The sequence below is a fragment of the Alkalibacterium putridalgicola genome (assembly GCF_040959045.1).
Taxonomy (GTDB): domain Bacteria; phylum Bacillota; class Bacilli; order Lactobacillales; family Carnobacteriaceae_A; genus Alkalibacterium; species Alkalibacterium putridalgicola.
Window position 1 is genome coordinate 1,930,441 of sequence record NZ_CP162615.1, and the last position, 21,285, is coordinate 1,951,725.

Genomic DNA, 21,285 nt, shown 5'->3' on the forward strand with positions numbered 1-21,285 from the left:
TTTTTCAAATCGCTCCTAGCGTTTGTCCATTTCTTCTTTAAGAAGTTTATTGACGACGCCAGGATTGGCTTTACCTCTCGTCTGTTTCATAACGTTCCCGACTAAGAACCCTAAAGCGCGGTCTTTACCATTTTTGTAATCTTCAATAGACTGTTCATTCTGATCCAATGTTTCAGAAATGATCGGCAGCAGTTTAGCAGGATCACTCAACTGGACCCAGCCTTTGTCTTCGACTAAAGCTTTCACATCATCAGTGCCTTTAGTGATGAGTTCTTTAAAGACTTTCTTGGCGATTTTGGAAGAAATCGTCCCATCGGCGATCAGGTTGATCATTTCAGCCAGTGCTTTAGGTGTCAGTTCTGTGTCATGCAGTTCTTTATGTTCACTGTTCAAGTACGCAGACACTTCGCCCATCAGCCAGTTTGAAGCTTGTTTGGGATCCGCATCGTGTTCGATAGTCTCCTGGAAGAAGTCAGACATTTCGACAGTCGCTGTCAATACGCCGGCATCATATTCAGGTAGTTTGTACTCTTTCACGTATCTTTCCATGCGCTCTTTAGGCATTTCCGGAAGAGATGCTCTCACCTCATCGATCCAGTCATTACTGATCTCAAGGTTGGGAATGTCTGGTTCCGGGAAGTAACGGTAGTCACTTGACCCTTCTTTGACACGCATAAGGATCGTTTCACCTGTTGCTTCGTCGAATCGTCTTGTTTCCTGTTGGATCTCTCCACCGGCATTCAGGATCTTTTCCTGACGCTTGATTTCATGTTCCAGACCTTTTCTGACATTATTGAAGGAGTTCAGGTTCTTAAGCTCAGTCTTGGTGCCAAATTCTTCCTGGCCGACTGGTCGCAGTGAAATATTGGCATCACAACGCATGGAGCCTTCCTGCATTTTTACGTCGGATACACCCGTGAACTGAATAAACTGTTTCACTGTATCCAGGTAAGCCTGTGCTTCTTCAGGTGAACGCATGTCTGCTTCAGAAACGATCTCGATAAGCGGCGTGCCCTGACGGTTCAAGTCAACATAAGAAGAGCCGTTATCGCCGTGCGTATTTTTACCTGCATCTTCTTCCAGGTGAACACGCTCGACACGTATCTTTTTCTTTTCACCTTTCACATCGATTTCGATCCAGCCGTCATAACCGATCGGCTTATCAAATTGTGAGATCTGATAAGCTTTCGGATTGTCCGGATAGAAATAGTTTTTACGGTCGAATTTCGTGTCGTTGGCGATGCTGCAGTTCAATGTCAGCGCAGCTTTCATCCCGAATTCGATCGCGCGTTTGTTGACGACCGGCAAGACACCCGGGTGACCCCAGTCGATGACATTTGTATTCGTGTTCGGTTCGGCACCAAAATGTGCGGGAGATGGGGAGAACATTTTAGAATCGGTTTTTAATTCCACATGCACTTCTAACCCAATAACTGGTTCTAAATTCATCGCTTATTCTCCTCCTTTGAATGATGGTTTTTTCTCAAGGTGATCTGTCGCTTGCTCATAGGCATAAGCGGCTCTGTAGATCGTCTGTTCATCGAAATGCTTACCGATGATCTGCATGCCGACCGGCAAGTCTTCAGAGAAACCACATGGAATGGACAGTGACGGGACGCCTGCCAAATTGACTGGAACAGTTAATACGTCTGCCATATACATAGCCAGGGGATCATCGATTTTTCCACCGATCTCAAACGCTGTCGATGTCGTTGTCGGTGCAACTAATACATCCACATCTTCAAAGGCTTTTTCAAAGTCCTGTCTGATCAGCGTTCGAGCCTGAGCCGCTTTTTTGAAGTGGGCATCATAGAAACCGGAACTTAATGAGAACGTTCCAAGCATGATACGGCGTTTCACTTCCAAGCCAAAGCCTTCTGAACGGGATTTGACATAAATATCTTCTAGAGAGCCAATGTTTTCTGAACGGTAGCCATAACGGATGCCGTCAAAACGCTGCAAGTTACTGGATGCTTCTGAAGAGGCGATGATGTAGTAAGCCGGAATACCGTATTTGGAATGCGGCAGGCTGACTTCTACGATCTCAGCACCCATCTTTTTATACACGTCAAGGGCTTTACGTACTGATTCCACGATTTCTGTTTCTTTGGCATCTTCATGGAAGTATTCTTTCGGCACGCCGATGCGCAGACCTTTAACGCCTTTTTCGATGCCTTCTGTGAAGTCTGGTGTATCTCCACGGTAAGATGTGCCATCTCTGTCATCTGTTCCGCTGATCGCGTTAAGTACCAGTGCATTGTCTTTGACTGTACGCGTGAACGGTCCGATTTGGTCCAAGCTTGAGCCAAAGGCGATCAGACCAAAACGGGAAACACGGCCGTAAGTGGGTTTCATGCCTACAAGACCGGTGAAGGATGCGGGTTGTCTGATCGATCCACCTGTATCTGAACCAAGTGAGACCGGAACCTGACCGGCTGCAACGGCTGCTGCCGAGCCACCTGACGAACCACCGGGAACTTTTGACAGGTCCCAAGGGTTTCGTGTGATTTTCAAGGCAGAATTTTCTGTCGATCCGCCCATGGCAAATTCATCCATGTTCAGTTTGCCGACAGAAATCATCCCTGCCTGCTTCAGTTTTTCCACGACTGTAGCATCATATACCGGAACGAAATCTTCCAGCATTTTAGAAGCTGCCGTTGTTCTGACACCCTTCGTAGAAATGTTATCCTTGATCCCCACAGGTAATCCGCTCAGGACATTGTCAGGATCGATACCTTTCTCATCCGCTTCCCGTGCGGCTGCCAGTGCGTCTTCTTTGTTCAAAGTCAGAAACGCTCCGACCTTTTCATCCGTCTCTTCAATGTTCTCATAGACAGATTCCATCAGTTCGACGGCTGTGAACTCCTTGTTCACCAATTTTTCGTGTAAATCTTCTAAAGTATAATCCGAAAAGTTCATTACGCTTCACTCCCCCCGTTATCAAACATGGCAGGAACTTCGATATAGCCATCTTTTCTTGTTTTGACATTTTTGAACAGTTCTTCTCTGTCCGTTCCTTTTTGAACCTTGTCTTCTCTCCAGACGTTCTTTTGCGGCAGTCCGTGATAGGTACCTTCTACACCTTCTGTGTCCAATTCTTCCAGCTGTTCAACCATATCTACGATTTGATCGATCTCTTTTGTGAAAGCATGGATAGATTCTTCTTCTATTTCAAGTTTAGCCAGCTTGGCGACCTGCTTGACTGTTTCTTCGTTTATAGCCATGTGATCATTCCTCTCGTCTGTTTAATTGATCCTTGTTGTTAATTGAAAATATACACCTCGTAATCTTCCTGATCAGCTTCTCTGTTCAGATAAGATTCCATACCGTTCAGTGACTCCACATTGATTTGAGTGGATACATTACCCGGTAAATAGGTTTTCCCTGCTTCATTCAAGAATTGTGTGAAAGCAATGATCTCCCCTTTGCCGTAAAACTGAGTCGTGATGGTTATTTCCAGATTCATAAGCTGGTCTTCGATATAATGCCCCAAACCGGTCACGCCGCTTACATTCGGGAAGAACCCTTCAACTTCTGATCTGAAGTTGGCAAAGTTATTGCCTTCCGCACTCTGCATGCCTTCCAGCGGGAACACGATGCGGTCTTCATTGATCATGGTCCAGTCCGACACTGTGGATTCGCCCTCTTCGACTAACCCTTCAGCGATAAACGTACCGGGAGCCAGATCATCCTGTGTCGATTGTTCATACAAGCCGATCATGACAGGGACATTTTCCAGCCCTTCGATATTTCTTATGCGGGAGGCCACTTCTTCTCCCATTCGCTGTCCTTCTTCAAGGACCTTTTCACGGGGGATCTCCTGCTCATACGTTGCTTCAAATTGTTCGAGCTGATAATAATCGACCGAGTTCAGTGCGAGACCGATACTCACTCCGGCCAGTTCCAGACCATTCTCTGTCTGAACATAAAAATTCTGCTCCAGTATAGAATTCAAGACGTTCGGTACACGGTCCTCAGAATTCTCACTGTTATTTTCCGGTGGATTGAGTCCCTGCATCTGTTCATCGATTTCTTCTACCTCTTCTGTTTCAGCCTCTTCCCCTTCCTTTGCATTTTCATTTTCTTGAGGAAGCTGTTCTCTTCTTAACCAGTTACTGACCAGGTCGGAAGAAAGGTATTGACCTTCCTGGAAGAAATGGTCATCAGTCGGGAAGTAGGTCTGTGAGTGACGCATCAGATCGATCTCGAACATGCGCATATTCACACTGGAATTCAGACTGCGCGTGATCCCTCTGTTCTGACTCGGCGCATACGTCCCATCCTCTGTAATAACGGGTCTGTAATAGTCCGCATCCACCTGTTCTTCTATCGTTGTGACTTCATCTTCGTCCAGCTGATTTACCGTTTCCTGCGTCTGATCCTCTTCCTGACCTGATCCATTGGTATCAGTACTGTCCGGTGAAGCACTGCAGGCCGCAAGAAACAAAGCTTGAGCAATTACTAAACTGAGAACTGTTTTCTTTTTCACGCGTTCTCACTCTCTATTCTAATCATTCATCAATCTCCTTAAGGACTTGCTGTTCGGTTAATACGGGCACATTCAGTTCCTGGGCTTTGGTCAATTTGCTGCCGGCTTCTTCACCCGCAATCAGGAAGTCCGTATTCTTTGACACGCTTCCTGTGACCTTGGCACCAAGATCGGTCAATTTTTCTTTCAGTTCATTACGCGTAAACTGTTCAAGTTTCCCTGTAATAACTAGTGTCTTATCTGTAAAGAAGGTAGACAATCGTTCGATTTCTTCTTTACGTTTGCCTTTATATTCCATGTTCACATCGGCTTTTTTCAGTTTCTGAAGCAGCTCATCCACTTCTTCCAGTTCGAAAAAGGCATGGATACTTTCCGCGATCGTTTCACCCAGTCCTTCGATGGCCTCGATCGCTTCTTTAGATGCCTGTCTCAACTGTTCCATGGTAATGAACTCTTCAGCCAGAAGACGCGCCGCTTTCGCACCGACGTGGCGGATGCCTAAACCGAAGACCAACCGTTCCAGTGAATTTTCTTTTGAGTCTTCGATTGCTTTAAGTAAATTGTCTGCCGACTTATCGGCGATTTTGTCCAATGTCAGTAACTTGCCTTTTTCCAGGTAATAAAGATCTGCCGGATCTTTGACAAGCGATTCATCGTACATCTGTTCCACGATGCGCTCGCCTAATCCATCAATATTCATGGCATTGCGGGAAACAAAATGGGTCAGCTTTTCTTTCGCCTGAGCGGAACAGCTGGGGTTCATGCATCTCAAAGCGACTTCGTCTTCCAGGTGCATCAGTTCGCTGTCACACGCCGGGCAGTGGGTCGGGTAGTCATAAGGCTGACTGTCTTCAGGTCGTTTGTCCTTATTCACCTTGACTACTTCAGGAATGATATCGCCTGCTTTACGAACGACGACGGTGTCGCCCAGTCGGATATCTTTTTCCTTCATGAGGTCCACATTGTGCAGACTCGCACGCTGGACCGTCGTACCGGCGAGCTGAACAGGATCCATGATAGCCGTTGGGGTAACGACCCCAGTACGCCCGACTGACCATTCGATCGTTTTCAGCAGGGTCTCTGCTTCTTCTGCCGGGAATTTATAAGCGATCGCCCATCTCGGTGCCTTGACAGTGAATCCGGCTTTTTCCTGATTGTCCAGTTCATTCACTTTAATAACGATCCCGTCGATTTCATAAGGCAGCTCTGTTCTCTTCTCCTGATATTCTTCGACAAAGTCCCAAACCTCGTCGATCGATTCAAAGACACGCCGTTCCGGATTGGTTTTCAACCCCAGATCATCCAGGAGTGCCAAGGCTTCTGACTGACTCTGCACTTCTTTCCCGTCCAGCTGGGCAAGTGAATATAAGAAAACACTGAGGTTTCTCGAAGCTGTGACTTTAGGATCTAAATTTCTTATCGTTCCGGCTGCCGCATTTCTTGGATTGGCAAACACGGCTTCTCCCTGTTCTTCACGCTGTTGATTCAGTGCAATGAAGGATGACTTAGGCATGTAGATCTCACCGCGTGCCTCCAGGGTGAGCGGTTCTTTTAACGATAATGGAATGGAACGGATCGTTTTTACGTTTGCCGTTACATTCTCGCCTTCAGAGCCATTCCCCCGGGTGACCGCCTGCTTGAATTTACCGTTCTCATATTTGAGAGACACAGCCAGCCCGTCCATCTTCAGTTCACAGTGGTAGGTATACGGCTTGTCTTCCAGTATCTGAGAGACTTTCCGGTCGAAATCCTGCAGTTCCTCTTTCGAAAAGGCATTGTCCAGACTCAGCATCGGTATGTCATGCTGGACCTTTTCAAAACCTTCCAGTAACGATCCACCCACACGCTGCGTCGGTGAATCATTCTGAACCAGTGTCGGATATTTTTCTTCCAATTCAACTAATTCTCTATACAATTGATCATATTCTTCATCCGGGATAGTAGGCTGATCCAGCACATAATACTCGTGACTGTACTTATCCAGCAGTACTTTCAATTCATCTATCCGTTCTCTCGCCTGATCAAAACTTATTTCTTCAGCCATTGGATTATCCTTTCTACACTTAGATTTTTTCAATCGGTGCAAAACTTGCCAGTAAGGGTTTGATGCCGATGCCGGGGAACGCGATGTCCAGCTGCAGGTCATCGCCTTCACCACTGACTTTCACGACAGTCCCGATATCCCAAACCTTATGCTTGACCTTTTCTCCCACTTGCCACTCCAGTTTTTCAGCACCGCTGTTTCCTGTCGCATGCGAGACATAATTTTTTCTTTTCTTCGTCTTTTTATCAAATGGGTCATTTGAACTGCTCCCAAAGCCTTTATACATCCCGCTTGAGAAGGGTTTTAGTGAATTCGATTCCTCGACATCCAATACATCGTCATCCATTTCTTCCAGGAAACGGGAAGGACGGTTAGACTGGACACGGCCATACAGGGCACGGGACATGGCGTTGGTCAGGTACAGTTTCTCTTCGGCCCGTGTGATCCCAACATAGGCCAGACGTCTTTCTTCTTCCATTTCTTCTTCTTCCATTTCAGCACGGGAGAGCGGGAAAAGTCCCTCTTCCATCCCGATGAGGAAAACAATGGGAAACTCAAGCCCCTTGGCAGCATGCAAAGTCATCAGTGTGATCTCGCTCGTAGGTTCTTCTTCCAGCTTGTCGATGTCCGAAATGAGTGACAAGTCAGTCAGGAAAGCGATCAGACTATCATCTTCCTGTTCCTCTTTATCGAACTGATTCGTTACTGTGAGGAATTCCTCGATATTTTCGACACGCGTTTCTGCTTCCAGCGTGCGTTCTTTTTTCAGGGTCGGCAGGTATTCCGATTTGTTCAGTACTTCTTCGGTCAGCTCTGTGATGCTCAAAAACTCTGCCATTTTGCGGAAATCCTGGATCATCATGGCAAAGCCTTCCACTTTTTTCGCGGCACGCGCGGATAAATTGATGCTGTTTGCATTCAACGCCGCTTCATACAAGCTCCAGCCCATTTCTTCTGCGGCTAGAGCCAGTTTTTCGACGGTGCTCGCCCCGATACCGCGTTTAGGTTCATTGACGACACGCGCAAAACTGAGATTGTCTTTCGGATTGGCGATGAGTGTGAGATACGCCAGGACATCCTTGATCTCTTTCCGGTCGTAGAACTTATGTCCGCCGACCATTTTATAAGGGATGTTCGTCTTGATCAGCGTTTCTTCCATCACACGGGACTGGGCATTGGTCCGGTATAATACGGCGAAATCGCCGTATTCCCGATTCGAATTCTTTTCCAGTTCCTGCTGGATATGCTGAATGACATAGCGCGCTTCTTCGTGTTCATTACCTGCACGATAGTAGGTGATGGATTCGCCACCGTCTTTATCCGTCCATAGGCTTTTATCTTTTCGTTTGGAGTTATGCGAGATGACATCATTGGCCGCTTTCAGGATATTTTTCGTAGAACGGTAATTCTGCTCCAGTAAAACGACTTTCGCATCCTTGTAATCCCGTTCAAAGTTTAAGATGTTTTCCATATCTGCTCCGCGCCAGCCGTAAATACTCTGGTCAGCGTCACCCACGACACAGATATTTCTGAAGCGTTCCGCCAGAAGGTTCACGAGTTTGTACTGGGCGTGGTTGGTATCCTGATACTCATCCACGTGGATATACTGGAATTTTGTCTGATAGTACTGCAGGACGTCTTTGTGTTCTTCAAACAGACGAACCGTCAGCATGATCAGGTCATCAAAGTCCAGCGTTTCCGCCTGTCTCAGCTCACGCTGGTAGTGATCATAGCAGTCCGCTACGATCTTACCGAAGTAATCCGTCGCTTCCACGCGATATTCTTTCTCGTTTTGAAGGTTGTTTTTTGCATTACTGATTTCCGAAAGGATCGCTCTCGGGTTGTATTTTTTCGGATCGATATTCAGTCGTTTAAGTATTTTTTTGATCAAGGTCAGCTGTTCACCGGGATCAGCGATCGTGAAACTCGAACTGTATCCGATGTGGTCGATCTCTCTTCTTAAAATCCGCACGCACATGGAGTGAAAGGTGGAGACCCAAACATCCAGTCCGCCATCTGTCACAAGTGAAGCCACTCGACTTTTCATTTCTGAAGCGGCTTTGTTGGTAAAGGTGATCGCCAGAATGTTCCATGGATTTACACCTTTTTCTTGTATCAGATAAGAGATCCTATGTGTCAGCACACGCGTTTTTCCTGAGCCTGCTCCGGCCATGATCAGTAACGGCCCTTCGGTGTGAGCAACAGCCTCTCTCTGCCTGGGGTTCATCCCCTGTAAAATATCTTCTCGCAGTACCACTTTTTTCATCCTTTCAGGTGTTCATACATTGTTTTATTATAACAGAAACTGACGCCTTCTTTCCATACATCTTGCCAGAGATTATGCACCGCTTGATTGAGTCATATGCTTCTATGATTTCCTTGATTATTTTCAAAAGTGCAGGGTTTCATGTCGGTCCAAAAGCATACTTGATGTAAAAATGTTCCCTCGAACATTCGCAGACTCCCGAGCACGACATCTCACCCTCAAAAATGTTCACTCAGATACTCAGTGCCTCTCGAGAACGACATCTCAACATCAAAAGTGTTCACTCAGGCATTCGGTGTCTCCCGAGCACGACATTTCCCTTGCTGAACTGTCCGCTCATATCCTCCATCCTGTCTGAGCGAGACATTTCACCTTCATAAGTGTTCACTCAGACATTCAGTGCCTCTCGAGTACGACATTTCTTTGCTCATACTGTTCACTCATATCCTCCATGCTGTCTGAGCAAGACATTTCACCTTCATAAGTGTTCACTCAGACATTCAGTGCCTCTCGAGTACGACATTTCTTTGCTCATACTGTTCGCTCATATCCTCCATGGTGTCTGAGCAAGACATTTCACCTTCATAAGTGTTCACTCGAACATTCGGAGACTCCCGAGAACGACAAGCTGCCATAAAAAGTGCTCACTCAAACTCTTGGGGCAACTTGAGAACGACATTTCATAATGGAAACCACTTACTAATCCTTATTACCTTTTTGAAAAGATAATATAAACTAAACCAGTACAGAGAAAAAAGGAAGAGATCATCCAGGAGATGATCTCAACCCCATTTATTTTCTGTTCGTAAGGGCTCGAAATGAAGCTGCTCTAGCATGCTCAGCAAAGAGCAGCCATCATTTTTTGAGAACCTTCCTGAGGATCTTTACAGTAAAAAAAGTCGACGCAAGGTCGACTTAGTCATCTACGCCTTGAATGAGATTGATAAGGATCTGGTTGAGCAGGATCCGGATCTCCCGTCTGGCATAGGTATAATTATTAGCGTTGAGCCATTCAATCAGCTTTCGATAATGTGTGATCTTCATCGCGCGGCTTTTTCTGAAAATAAGCGGGGTCTGACTGGCATCCTGGTACAGATTCACCATCGTCTCGATTACTCGTTCGTTCATATATGTATTCGAGTGATAACTGAGCAGCAGTCGCCAGAATTTGATTTCCAAAGTCTCGAATTCATCTGATTCCAGAGGCACTGCCTTTTCCAAGTCATCCATCATATCTGCCAGAGGTACAGTATCAACAATTATTTCATCAAGCTGAAGCGTATAAAAAATGTGCTGAAGCAGGGCTTCCAGAAAATAGATCCGTTCCTTACGCTGATGCAGATCGAGAGAAACATCTCCGACAAAAACTCCTTTATTCGGTACCCGATAGACATAGTCTTCTTCGATCAGACGTTCCATCGCATGCCTGACAGGTGTCCGGCTGATATCCAGCTGCCTGGAAATATCCAGTTCTTTCAGCTGCTTGCCTTTAGCCCAGTGTGCTCCTTTTATCTGATCGGTCATAAAGGTGTAAGCTTTCGCTTCCATCTTGTTCATCTTTTTCATTGGGACACCCTTTACTTAGTCAAAGATATCTGACAGCTGTTCTAATGTCTTTTTCAGCTGCTTTGTCGGGACAACGATATGACCGAATTCACTTGACTCTTGACCCGTCACGTTGTCGTAAAAAGTAAACAGCCAGTCAGGCTTGATTTGTGCCTGAGTATAGGTCAGATCTTTTTCGTCCTTTCGGATCAGTTTCATGACCATTGTATCGTGCAGCCTGTCTGTCACACGGACTGGCCAGCCGGTCACGGCCTTTATCAAAGCTTCAAACTGTGAAAAATGAGGATAATTGAATGTGTAGTGAAAAGCCCGGTGTGGGTGCGCGACGATTTCATTGACATATAGTGCGCCACTTCCCGTTGAGAAGATTTCGATAGCCATAACGCCGACAAAATCGAGCTTTTCTGCAATCACATGTCCGATACGCTTGATTTCCTGTTCCACTTCAGCTTCCAGCTGTGCAGGGGCGATCGACTGATGAAACACATCGTCTTTATATTTCATTTCCGATATAGCTAATGACGAGATTTCACCCTCACTATTTTTGACCAGGGCTAGACAAACTTCCTTTTCGGAAGGGATCCAGGCTTCCAGTACACACGTACCCTGGGAGAGAAAAGGTTCAGAAGCGCCAATATCCTCTTCACTGAACAGGACATGGTGTTCCTTAAATCGTTCATCGGTACTGTTAGATTTCAGGACACAAGGGTACCCGATACTGTTTACCGCTTCTTTGATATCATCCAGTGAGACGATCGTGGCAAACGGTGCGATATTCACGCGTACGGATTCCAGGAATGCTTTTTGCAGCATCCGATCCTGGGAAACCGCAAGCAGTTCCTCTCCCTGCGGTACAGGCACTGTGCGTTTGATTCCCTCAATGAGTCGTGAAGGAAAAGCATCAGATTCATAGACAACCACATCACTTTTCATTGCCAGGTCCAGACAGGCTGGTTCATCTGACAGTTCCGCCACTATTTGCCAGTCAGCAACACATGCAGACAAACAGTGTTCGTTCGGATCGAGCACGCCTACGTGGTAGCCCAGTTGTTTCGCGGAAAGGGCAAGCAGTCGCGCCACACTCCCCCCACCGATTATCCCTATTGTACTGCCGGGTTTTATCCAATTTGTCATCATTCGTCACTCCATCTTATAGTTCGGTAAACGGATTCTCCTGCGGATTGTTTTTGACTTGCTTTTTATTCTTCTTCATTCGTTTTGTCCAGAAACCACCATTGATATATCTCGGTTCATATGAAATCATGAATGCTTTGGGTTCTATTTCATGGATCAGCTTGTACAAGGATCGTTCGTTTGAACGTGGGGTCAGGATCTCCAGCACATAACGACTGCCTTCTCTTCCGTGGGCTTGAGTGATCGTCACACCAAAACCTTCGCCTCGAAGTTCTTCTGCCACTTCCCAGCCATTCTCAGGAACGATCGTCGTGACAAGGATATGTCCCAGAGCAAGTTTATCCTCGATTTTCATTCCCGCATAAATACCCGTACCAAAACCGACGGCATAAGCAATAATATTCATTACGTTATCCAGATTATCCAGCACCAGACCCAGGCCAACAACATAGATGGCCACTTCGATCATAGCGATGAAGGGGGCCACTAACTGATACCCTTTCATCGTCAGCATCATTCTAAGTGTATTAAGCGTGACATAAACAACATTGATCAAAAATATCGTTACGATTATTCCCCAGTTAAACTCCACTTTATCTCTCCTAAATTTAAAAATTGAATCTATATAAATATGAAACGAGGGCTGAGACAATTAAAACCTGTCTCAGCCTTCGTCAATAAGAGTACAGGTCGATCCGCTGTTTACTCTTGCTCGTTTTCAATTGTCTCTTTCGAATCTTCTTCCTGGTGCCTCTTGACGATAAGTGTAGAGATCCTCGACCCTTCCATCTTATCGACAGTCAGACACAAGCCACCGACACGTATATAGGCATTCTCTGATTCACCAGGTATGCTGCCAAATTCAGTGATAAAGTAACCGGCGATCGTATCCACATCTTCCGAATCGATCGACATGTCGAAATAATCATTAAATTTATCAAGCGGTGTGGCTCCATCTACACTATATAGAAATTCATCGATTTGTTCAATCAAGTTGTTTGATTCATCATATTCATCGTCGATTTCTCCAACGATTTCTTCAAGCAGGTCTTCAAGGGTAACGATCCCCACGACTCCCCCGTATTCATCGTTCAAAATAGCCATCTGGTTCTGGGTCTTTTTCATCTGAAAAATAAGATCATCGATGAAAATCGTTTCAGGAACAAATAAAGGCCGGTTGCTGATTTCTTTTAGATCGATCGAATACAATGGTTTGTGTTTTGAAGCCTGCAGCAAGTTTTTAACATGAACAATCCCAAGGATGTTATCTTTGTCTTCAAAATATAAAGGGACACGTGAATGAGGTGTTTCGAGCATTTCCTCAATATTTTCTTCATTCGGGTCATCATAGTCCAGCATGAATGCATCCGTGCGCGGCACCATGACTTCACGGGCGATTTTATTGTCCAGGGACAGGACTCCCTTCAGCATAGAGAATTCATCGATATCGATGACTTCGTGCTGGTGACTGTGTTCAATGAATGACCGAAACTCATCTCGTGTGATCGTTTCATCATTCGCCGTAAAATCAATAGGCAGTATGTGCTTCATTCCTCTGACAGTGATGTTCACTAACCATACAATGGGGACCGATATATATCTGAGTCCTAATACCATTCCCGACAGATTCATCGCGATCACATCCGGGGTCTGTTTTGCTATCGCTTTAGGAAGCTTTTCACCCAATGACAAAAGTAAGTAAGTCAGTCCGATCGCACTGACGCTTAAACTGAATACTTGTGAAGAAAGAATCGGATTTTCAAGTGATTCGACTAGACGTAAAATCACTATGGCAGTCATACCACTTGTAAATAAAGCGGAAAGTGACATCCCTACTTGAATCGTGGTTAAAAACTCGTCTGCATTGTCTAAAATACGCAGGATCCGTTTAGCTTTCTTGCTCCCATCAAGGGATTCTTCCATCATTCTGTTTGGATTAATAGATATCATAGCCATTTCTGCGGCTGAAAAAAATCCGTGTAATATAATTAAACCGATAATAACTACTAGTGGCCCAATAAAGGGCTGTATACTCCAAGGGTCGCTGTTCATAACTTATCTCCTTTTAAAATTCCGATCATATAAAAACACAGTCACTATATCATATAAATCTAGTCCTTACAATGCTTTTTTCAGTCAGTTCGATAACCTTACTCCATCAGTGTTGGTACGGATGAAAAGAACGGAACAAAACGGTCGATGACATCCCCGCTTTTCTGTCCTTCCAGATACCCGACAAATGAGTAAGAAGTGTTTTCTTCATCGAATACATATAAAAAGCCATTGGTTTCATTTTCTTCTTCACCGGCGATTTCAGCTGTTCCCGTCTTGGCTCCGACAGTATAGTCCAGCTGGTCCAGCGCATGCGACGTCCCGTTCGGATCAGTCACTGTTTGGACAAGCAGGTCTCTCACCAGCTCAGCATTTTCAGAAGAAACTATCTGTTCAGTTTCCACCTCTGCCTCTTCCTGAAGCAGTTTGGGATAGATCAGCGTCCCTTCGTTGAGAACTGGTGAATAGAAGGTCTGCTGATGAAGGGTACTCATGAGTATCTCACCCTGACCATAAGCAGTATCAGCCAGCAGGGTGACATCATTTATCTCATTATCGTTAGCCAGTTGAGCCGGTTCCATGGTCAACGGCAGATCGAAGGATTCACCAAACGGAAACTGTGACAGCCTTTCGACAAAATCTTCAGTGCCCATTTCAAGGGCTTCCATAGCGAAGTAGATATTGTCCGAATACACCAGAGCATCAGTTAGATCCACTTCTGTGACCGAGTCATTGACCCTAGTGATTTCTCTGTTTCCGAAGGCTTCTATTTCAGGAGACCAGTTAAGGCCTTCGATCGCATTCACTTCATCAGGCGTTGTCGTCCCTGATTCCAGGAGCACAAGCGATGACAAGATTTTGAACGTAGATCCCGGCGCATAACGGGCCGTGAAACGATTCAAGAATGGCTGATCTTCATCTTCAACGTAAGCATTATATTCTTCAACAGAGATCCCCCGTGCAAAGAGTTGCGGATCATAAGAAGGTGAACTCGCCAGTGCCAGGAGTTCTCCGCTTGCCGGATCCATCAGGGATGCGGCTCCAGGCTCTGAGTCAAAGGCGGCAAAGAGCTCTGACTGGATCGCACTGCTGATCGTCAGAGTCAGTGACTCGCCGTCTTGTTTTTCTCTCTCGACGATGACTTCTTTCACTTCTCCTTCACTGTCAACAAGGGCTATCTGTCCACCCATTTCACCACGCAGTTCCTGATCGTAACGGTATTCCAGACCGCCTTTGCCGATGACCTGCCCCGACTGCAGCTTTGGATCGTTTTCGATGTCTTCAGCTGAAACATCACCCACATAGCCGATCAAATGAGCAGCTGCCTCCCCTAAAGGATAAAGCCGGTCGGTCGTCTGTTGATACAATACCCCTGGAACTTCAGGTGTCTCGCCCGTATCGACGACTTTAAACGGAACAAGGCTCTCTTCCGTCACCCAATTCTGACTAAGTAGACGTTCAAGGGTTTCAACAGAAACGTCAAATGTTTCACTTATTTCAGCCAAACGTTCCTCCCGCTGGTCCCCTTCACCTAAGACAGCAGGATATAAGCCCGCTTCATAGGCATCTCCCTCACCAGCCAGCATATTCCCGTCTCGGTCATAGATCGACCCGCGCTTCGGCTCAGTGTAGGAAAGACTCACAGTATCGCCTTCCTCCATATCAGGAAAGAAAAGTGAAGGGTCCCATTGAACGGCTTTAGCTTCCTCCGTTTCACTGATTTCTGCCTGGTAAGCCATTGTTTCTGTCTCACCCAGGACAGTCGTCATTAAAGCGGTATATCGGAATGCGTAAGTATCTGCTTCTTCATCGTACAGGATCTCACGATTTGCTATATCGAGTGCATCAACACCAATGGCCTGAAAAACCGTTTCGTATCTTTCAGCTAGCTCCTGACTGGTATAGCCTTCTGCTGAGATCGATCCTTCTTCAAGGGTGTCCACATACTCTTCAAAACGCGTGGAGGACTTGGCATCAAGGTATTCATCCACCAGAGCTTCGACCTCTTCACGCCGCTCGATAGCCAGCTGCTCTTCCTTCCAGTTTCGATAGTAAAAATAACCTGAGACACTTATAAGAATGAGCACAGCGATACCCGCTGCTATTCCGAATACTTTCTTGTTTGATGCCTTCCGCTGCTGTTTGTTGTTTTTCACATCATCGACTCCTTATCATTAGTTAGTCGTCTTCATACCGGTCCTTTTCTTTTTCTCTATAGTCCATCATTTTTCTGCTGAAGAGTTCGCCATTTGACGGTGGTGTATAAGTGATCGCATTGGCTCCCGCTTCGATCGTTTCCAGGATGCTTTCCTCAGTCGGTCCGCCTGTCGCGATGATGGGCAGGTCCGGGTATTTCTCTCTCAACTCTCTCACGATCGTGCTCGTCCTTCCCGCCCCAGATACATTGATGATGTCCACACCAGCTTTCAGGCGTTTATCTATCGATGTATATTCCGATACCACCGTTAAGATGATGGGGATATCGATCACTTCATTGATTTTTTCAATGGTTGCGATCGGAGTAGGGGCATTGACGACCACCGCCTTACATCCATGTGCTTCTGCAAACAGAGCCATGTTAGCCGACCGGACACCTTGGGTCTTGCCGCCAGCAATGCCGGCCAGGACAGGAATCGTTGAGACCGATGTAATGGCTTCAAGAATCGCCGGATGGGGAGTAAAGGGGTAGACAGCCATGATCGCATCGGCATCATTGTTCATGATCAGCGCGATATCTGTGGTAAACATAAATGCTTTGAAACGTTTTCCGTTGATCAGTATGCCGCTGGCTTTTCTGATGACTGCAGGGACTTCAACGTATCCATTATATAGATCAGATTTTACTGACGGGTATTTTCTTTTTTCCATATCTTAGCCTCTTTATCTTAAAAATTTATTTATCAAAACGATCTAACTCATAGAGCTCTATGATCTCGATTATTTTTTCAGGGTATGTCGGATCTGTGGCATAACCAGCTGAATAAAGTGCCTGAGCGGCTTCCTGATAGCTGGATGCCTCCTGTACGCCTCTGTACAATTCAGGATTCCATTCTGTTCCGCCATTGATCAGATCGGCATAGTCAGTGACCGAAGCCTCTAGTGACGGATAACTTCTAAAGGACGCATGGATCTCTTTCCATTTCTCTTCATATTCTAACGTGGCATATTTACGGCCATCAGAACCGCCTTTTATACCAAAATAATTATTTTCCTGTTGGGACAAACTGCTCTTTCCCCAGTTTGATTCCAGAATCGCCTGCGCAATCGTGACACTTGGTCTGATTCCATGGGAGGCTTGTAAGGGAACGGCATGACTGGCGACTTCATTTATAAACGCGTCTTTTGTCCAGTCTTTCTGGTTTGCCGGCTCATTTTCCACTGCCTGACTGATCACTGCCAAAGCACCTGTAAAGGTAAGCACCAGGATAGCGAACAGCTTAAAGATGGGGAAAGATGTCTTTCTTTTTTTATAACTCAGAATTCATCCTCCTATTATGTTACTTAATCGTTTATACTTGAGTTACACTGCTTTTTCTATTTGTGTTGACTATCTCATGTTTACAGTCTAACGTATTTTTATTTTATCATACTCAGGTGGATGTAAATAGACTATAATAAAAATATATGTTTTTGATATAATCTCATTCGTTACCACGATTCTAACTATAGGAAAGAAGGCCTTTTATGAGAAAAATCAATTGGGGAATCATAGGGTCAGGTAAGATCGCTGACCAGTTTGCTTCTCAGTTTAAAGATGATCAGGCAGAGCTTACCGGTATCGCTTCACAGACGCTTCAAAAAGCTTTTGAATTCTCGACTCGCTTTAATATAAAAAAAGCTTATGGCACTTATGAAGAACTGGCTTTTGACCCAGAGATAGACATACTCTACATGGCGACGCCGAATCACACTCTTTATAAAAACATTCTTATGACATTGAATGCCGGCAAACATGCCTTTTACGAAAATTCGATTGCTTTGAATAGTCAGCAGCTCAATGAGGTGCTGACCCTAGCCCGAAAAAAGCATCTGCTTGCAGTAGATGCCTTGACGATCCACCACATGCCTCTTTATAACGAACTGAAGCAAGAAATCGAAACAGGGCAGGACTATGACCGTTCAAAAACACTTGTTTATGAAATAAACACCCTCACGCATACGCTCTTGTTTGAGAATGATTTCACCTCACTCTCTCACCCCGGATGTCAATAAACTGATCGACTGGGCGGCCAAAGAGTGGCCTATTTCTCGACTAAATCCCACCAACAAATAACAGATAAAACTCCCTTTCAAACGAAACCCTTAAAAAGATCGGACAGGATCTTCTTTAAAGAGGTTCGCTTTAGAGGGAGCTTTTTTTATCAGCCTTTTAACGCGCTGGTTATTTTTTCCAGTTGTTCGTTCAGTTTATTTTTTTCAATGAACCGGGCAAATCGCATGACTTCTCGTCCATCTACAAAAAGCAGGACCACAGGAATGGTAAACACCGTATATTCTCCCGCTATTTCAGGAAGATTCTGGACATCAGCCTGCAGGGAACTGATTTCCGGATAACTCTCCACTATCGGTTTGATCTGCGGCAGAACCGCATGACAGACAGAACAGTTCTCGCCATACAGGTATAATAAGGCTAACTCATTCTCTTTGACATGATCCTGCAGTTCTTCAAGTGACTGTGCTTCTTTAAATCCATCCATATTCATTACCTCCTTACACTAAGTTATATCCTTTAATCTCCAGATTCATACTCAGTCCTGCGTCTTCAGTGCTTCGACCATATCGACATGCTTCAGTTTGAAGTGCATGACCACCATGACCAGACTACTGAAGAAAAACATCAGCAGGAAGGAATAAAGATAGCTCGACCACGATATCTGGTGCAGGAAACGCATGATATCAAGTTCGGCTGTCTGCAGTACGAATCGGTGCATAACGATTCCCAGCACGAAGCCGACTAGGATCCCCATAATGGTTAAGACGAGGTTCTCTCGATATACATACATCGTGACTTCCTTGTCAAAAAATCCCAGTACTTTTATCGTCGATAATTCCCTGATCCGTTCCGATACATTGATGTTCGTCAGATTATAAAGGACAACGAAAGCCAGCGAGGCAGCCGAAAGGATTAAAACGATAGTAACGACATCCAAGCTGTCCATTGAATCCTGAAACCCTTCTTTGATGGAAGTGACAAACGTCACACCCAGTACAGCATCCTCTTCCGTCAGATTTTCACCCAGTTCATCGTTACTGACGACGGAATCATCATACTTGAGTAGTCGTGTATTATAATCGATCTCTTGATCAACGACTTGCTGATAGTAATCTCCAGACATATAAATATAGTGCTGAACGTACTGTTCGGAGATCCCGGCAATATCGACATCTACCGTTTCACCTTCATCCCATTCCACTTTCATACTGTCTCCAACTGTGACATCCAGCAGATCAGCCAGTTTATCGGTTATGATCACACCCTCTTCAGGAAGCTCATAATGTATGGCCTGATCCTCTCTATCTCTTAATACCACAAACTCTTCAAACAGCTCTTTGTCTTCCGGGACAAGGAGAGTCGCATCACGGGTCTCACCTGAATCCGTCGCAGTGACGCTCTCCTGCAGCGACTGAAGCTGTGCTTCAAAACCATCCACTTCTTCAAGTACTGATACGAGTGAATCCTGTTCACTTTCTGTTGCCTCAGGGTCTTCTGTTACAATTGCCTGGTAAAGATTGATTTCCCCAAATTGTATGTCTGCAATATCTGCTATCGAATCTGAAAGACCATAACCGGTCAGGAGAAGTGCCGTCCCGCCGGCGACACCAAATAATGTCATCAGCATGCGGCGTTTATATCTGAATAAATTACGCGAAGCCACTTTCTGAGTAAACGAAAATCGTTTCCATATGAATGGGATATACTCCAGGAAGATCCGCTTGCCTTTCTTCGGTGCTTTCGGACGCAGTAATGTCGCGGCATTGCTGCGTAAAGATAAGCGTACAGAAACCAGCGTGGATAAACCTGTTGCCAGTAATGAGGCAACAATGGAGATGATGGCATAGTCCCAATAAAACTGTGTCTGTGCTGACGGCAAATTATACAGCGAACTGTAAGCATCCAGAATCACATTAGGAAAGAGCCAATACCCTAAGAATAAGCCCAGTATACTACCAAACGACGTCGCAATAAAGGCATAGACAAAGTATTTTGCCGCAATGGCCATGTTGCCGTAACCAAGAGCTTTCAATGTACCGATCTGATTTCTTCCTTCATCCACCATTCGAGTCATGGTGGTCAAAGAGATAAGTGCAGCCAGCATGAAGAAGAAGACCGGGAAAATCCTTGCGATCGCACTGATCCTTTCAGCATTTTCATCAAACTCTTCATAACCCGGGTAAGAGGAACGGTCATAGACAAAGTATTCCGGTTCTTCCAGATCCGCTAATTCTTCCTCAGCCTCTCCAAGATCAGCTAAGGCTTCATCGATTTCCTCTTCTGCATCGGCCTCCTCTGCTTCGAATTCGGCTAGCCCTTCTTCATAATCTGCTTCAGCTTCTTCCAGCTCTCTACGTGCTTGTTCGAGCTCTTCCCTTGAAGCGGCAAGTTCAGCGTTCAGTTCACTTTCGGCATTCTCAAGCTCCTGCAGACCTGCTAATACCTGTTCTTCCTGAGCAAGCACTTCTTCATAAGCAGGAGTGTTCTGCATTTGAGCCACTTCCAGCTGATCTTTGTTCGCTTCGATTTCATTCAGTGCCTGATTCAGCTGTGCCCGTTCATCTTCGATCTCAGCACGGGCATTCGCCTCTTCCGTTTCAAGTTCTTCCAAGCCGGCTTCATAGTCAGCATAGCCTTCGTCTATTTCACTTCGAGCGTCTTCGAGATCCTGTCTTCCCTCCTCCAGCTCTTGTCTCGCATCTTCTATTTCTGCATAGCCTTCTTCGATGTCACTTTCAATTTCAGCATACAGTTCTTCATATCTTTCCTCAGGCCGATGAGCGACGAGTTCTTCAATGTCTGTCGTCTGTTCGTCGATGAATGTTTGATAATCGTCTGAATATGACACATACTGATTTGAGCGATCAAACAATACAAAGGCATCCGTATAGACATCCAGATCGAACACTTCCGGAGACACCACAGAAAAGCCGTCTAGATTACCACTGCCGATCGTCGTGTTTCCCCTATTTGCCCGTTCGATATATAGGGGACTCTTCAGGAACCCTACGACTTCAAAAGTGTGTTCTGTAAATACGTCATCCTGATTGTCTGACCGCTCTTCGCTGATCTGGATCGTATCACCAATGGCATACTCATCAGCGTAACTGTTCGTCTGATCTAGCGCTATCTCATTTGCATCTTCCGGTAATCGACCTTCAATGATCTCAAATTCATTAATGGTATGCTGCTCTTCATCCCAGCCAAAAACTTTTGATGTCAGTCCGGAATCATCGAAGATGACATCCTGACTGTAAAGATAATTCACTTCTGCCTTTTCAATCGAATCGAGCAGTTCCCGATCTTCATCTTCCAGCCCCATTGTCGAGAAAACATGCAGATCACTTAGATTTTGTTCATCAAAGTATGAATCCGCCGTATCGATCATGACTGGTCCTGTGGCACTCAAGCCCGCAAAGAATGCGACACCGATCAGAATGATCGCAAAAATAGACAGGAAGCGGGTCTTGCTTCGTCCGATTTCCCTGAATGTATCCTTCCATAATGCACCTTTTTTCACT

General features: G+C 45.5%; 16 protein-coding genes. 1 reads left to right on the forward strand and 15 read right to left on the reverse strand.

The genetic code is table 11. The features are described 5' to 3' along the window. Positions 1-15: 15 nt before the first annotated feature. The 13 genes from gatB to AB4027_RS09305 form a co-directional block, all read right to left on the reverse strand. On the reverse strand, positions 16-1,449 hold the full coding sequence (gatB, locus tag AB4027_RS09245; protein ID WP_368645114.1) for an Asp-tRNA(Asn)/Glu-tRNA(Gln) amidotransferase subunit GatB: 1,434 nt from the start codon (positions 1,447-1,449) through the stop codon (positions 16-18). A 3-nt stretch (positions 1,450-1,452) separates the two neighbouring features. Beyond that, complete coding sequence (gatA, locus tag AB4027_RS09250) at positions 1,453-2,919, reverse strand: Asp-tRNA(Asn)/Glu-tRNA(Gln) amidotransferase subunit GatA (RefSeq protein WP_368645115.1); 1,467 nt, start codon at positions 2,917-2,919, stop codon at positions 1,453-1,455. Next, a complete protein-coding gene (gene gatC / locus AB4027_RS09255) occupies positions 2,919-3,224 on the reverse strand; it encodes an Asp-tRNA(Asn)/Glu-tRNA(Gln) amidotransferase subunit GatC (protein ID WP_091488419.1) in 306 nt (101 codons plus the stop codon). The genes gatA and gatC overlap by 1 nt, the downstream gene beginning before the upstream one ends. A gap of 38 nt (positions 3,225-3,262) precedes the next feature. After that, a complete protein-coding gene (locus AB4027_RS09260; RefSeq protein ID WP_368645116.1) occupies positions 3,263-4,489 on the reverse strand; it encodes a CamS family sex pheromone protein in 1,227 nt (408 codons plus the stop codon). Positions 4,490-4,511: 22 nt separating this feature from the next. After that, positions 4,512-6,533 carry an NAD-dependent DNA ligase LigA gene (ligA, locus tag AB4027_RS09265; protein WP_368645117.1) on the reverse strand — a complete coding sequence of 674 codons (2,022 nt, stop codon included), beginning with the start codon at positions 6,531-6,533 and terminating at the stop codon, positions 4,512-4,514. A gap of 19 nt (positions 6,534-6,552) precedes the next feature. After that, a complete protein-coding gene (gene pcrA, locus AB4027_RS09270; RefSeq protein ID WP_368645118.1) occupies positions 6,553-8,790 on the reverse strand; it encodes a DNA helicase PcrA in 2,238 nt (745 codons plus the stop codon). Positions 8,791-9,714: 924 nt separating this feature from the next. Continuing rightward, the gene (locus AB4027_RS09275) at positions 9,715-10,365 is read right to left on the reverse strand and encodes a GntR family transcriptional regulator (RefSeq protein ID WP_368645119.1); all 651 of its coding nucleotides are present in this window, start codon (positions 10,363-10,365) and stop codon (positions 9,715-9,717) included. A gap of 15 nt (positions 10,366-10,380) precedes the next feature. Beyond that, positions 10,381-11,499: an ATP-grasp domain-containing protein gene (locus AB4027_RS09280; protein ID WP_368645120.1), complete on the reverse strand. Its 1,119-nt coding sequence runs from the start codon at positions 11,497-11,499 to the stop codon at positions 10,381-10,383. A gap of 16 nt (positions 11,500-11,515) precedes the next feature. Then, positions 11,516-12,091 carry a DUF2179 domain-containing protein gene (locus AB4027_RS09285; protein WP_091487093.1) on the reverse strand — a complete coding sequence of 192 codons (576 nt, stop codon included), beginning with the start codon at positions 12,089-12,091 and terminating at the stop codon, positions 11,516-11,518. Positions 12,092-12,201: 110 nt separating this feature from the next. Further along, the gene (locus AB4027_RS09290) at positions 12,202-13,551 is read right to left on the reverse strand and encodes a hemolysin family protein (protein ID WP_368645121.1); all 1,350 of its coding nucleotides are present in this window, start codon (positions 13,549-13,551) and stop codon (positions 12,202-12,204) included. A gap of 98 nt (positions 13,552-13,649) precedes the next feature. Further along, positions 13,650-15,707, reverse strand: coding sequence for a penicillin-binding transpeptidase domain-containing protein (locus AB4027_RS09295; protein WP_368645122.1), 2,058 nt, complete (start codon positions 15,705-15,707; stop codon positions 13,650-13,652). A gap of 22 nt (positions 15,708-15,729) precedes the next feature. After that, positions 15,730-16,419 carry a hydrolase gene (locus tag AB4027_RS09300; protein ID WP_091487098.1) on the reverse strand — a complete coding sequence of 230 codons (690 nt, stop codon included), beginning with the start codon at positions 16,417-16,419 and terminating at the stop codon, positions 15,730-15,732. 25 nt (positions 16,420-16,444) lie between these two features. Continuing rightward, positions 16,445-16,945, reverse strand: a complete 501-nt coding sequence (locus AB4027_RS09305; protein WP_368645123.1) for a glycoside hydrolase family 73 protein — start codon at positions 16,943-16,945, stop codon at positions 16,445-16,447. Positions 16,946-17,235: 290 nt separating this feature from the next. On the opposite strand from AB4027_RS09305, the gene AB4027_RS09310 reads away from it, so the two are divergent. After that, complete coding sequence (locus AB4027_RS09310; protein WP_368645124.1) at positions 17,236-17,763, forward strand: Gfo/Idh/MocA family protein; 528 nt, start codon at positions 17,236-17,238, stop codon at positions 17,761-17,763. A 149-nt stretch (positions 17,764-17,912) separates the two neighbouring features. Here the strand turns inward: AB4027_RS09310 and AB4027_RS09315 are convergent, their stop codons facing one another. After that, a complete protein-coding gene (locus tag AB4027_RS09315; protein ID WP_177165444.1) occupies positions 17,913-18,248 on the reverse strand; it encodes a thioredoxin family protein in 336 nt (111 codons plus the stop codon). A gap of 51 nt (positions 18,249-18,299) precedes the next feature. Beyond that, on the reverse strand, positions 18,300-21,284 hold the full coding sequence (locus tag AB4027_RS09320) for an FtsX-like permease family protein (RefSeq protein WP_368645125.1): 2,985 nt from the start codon (positions 21,282-21,284) through the stop codon (positions 18,300-18,302). Position 21,285 lies beyond the last annotated feature (1 nt).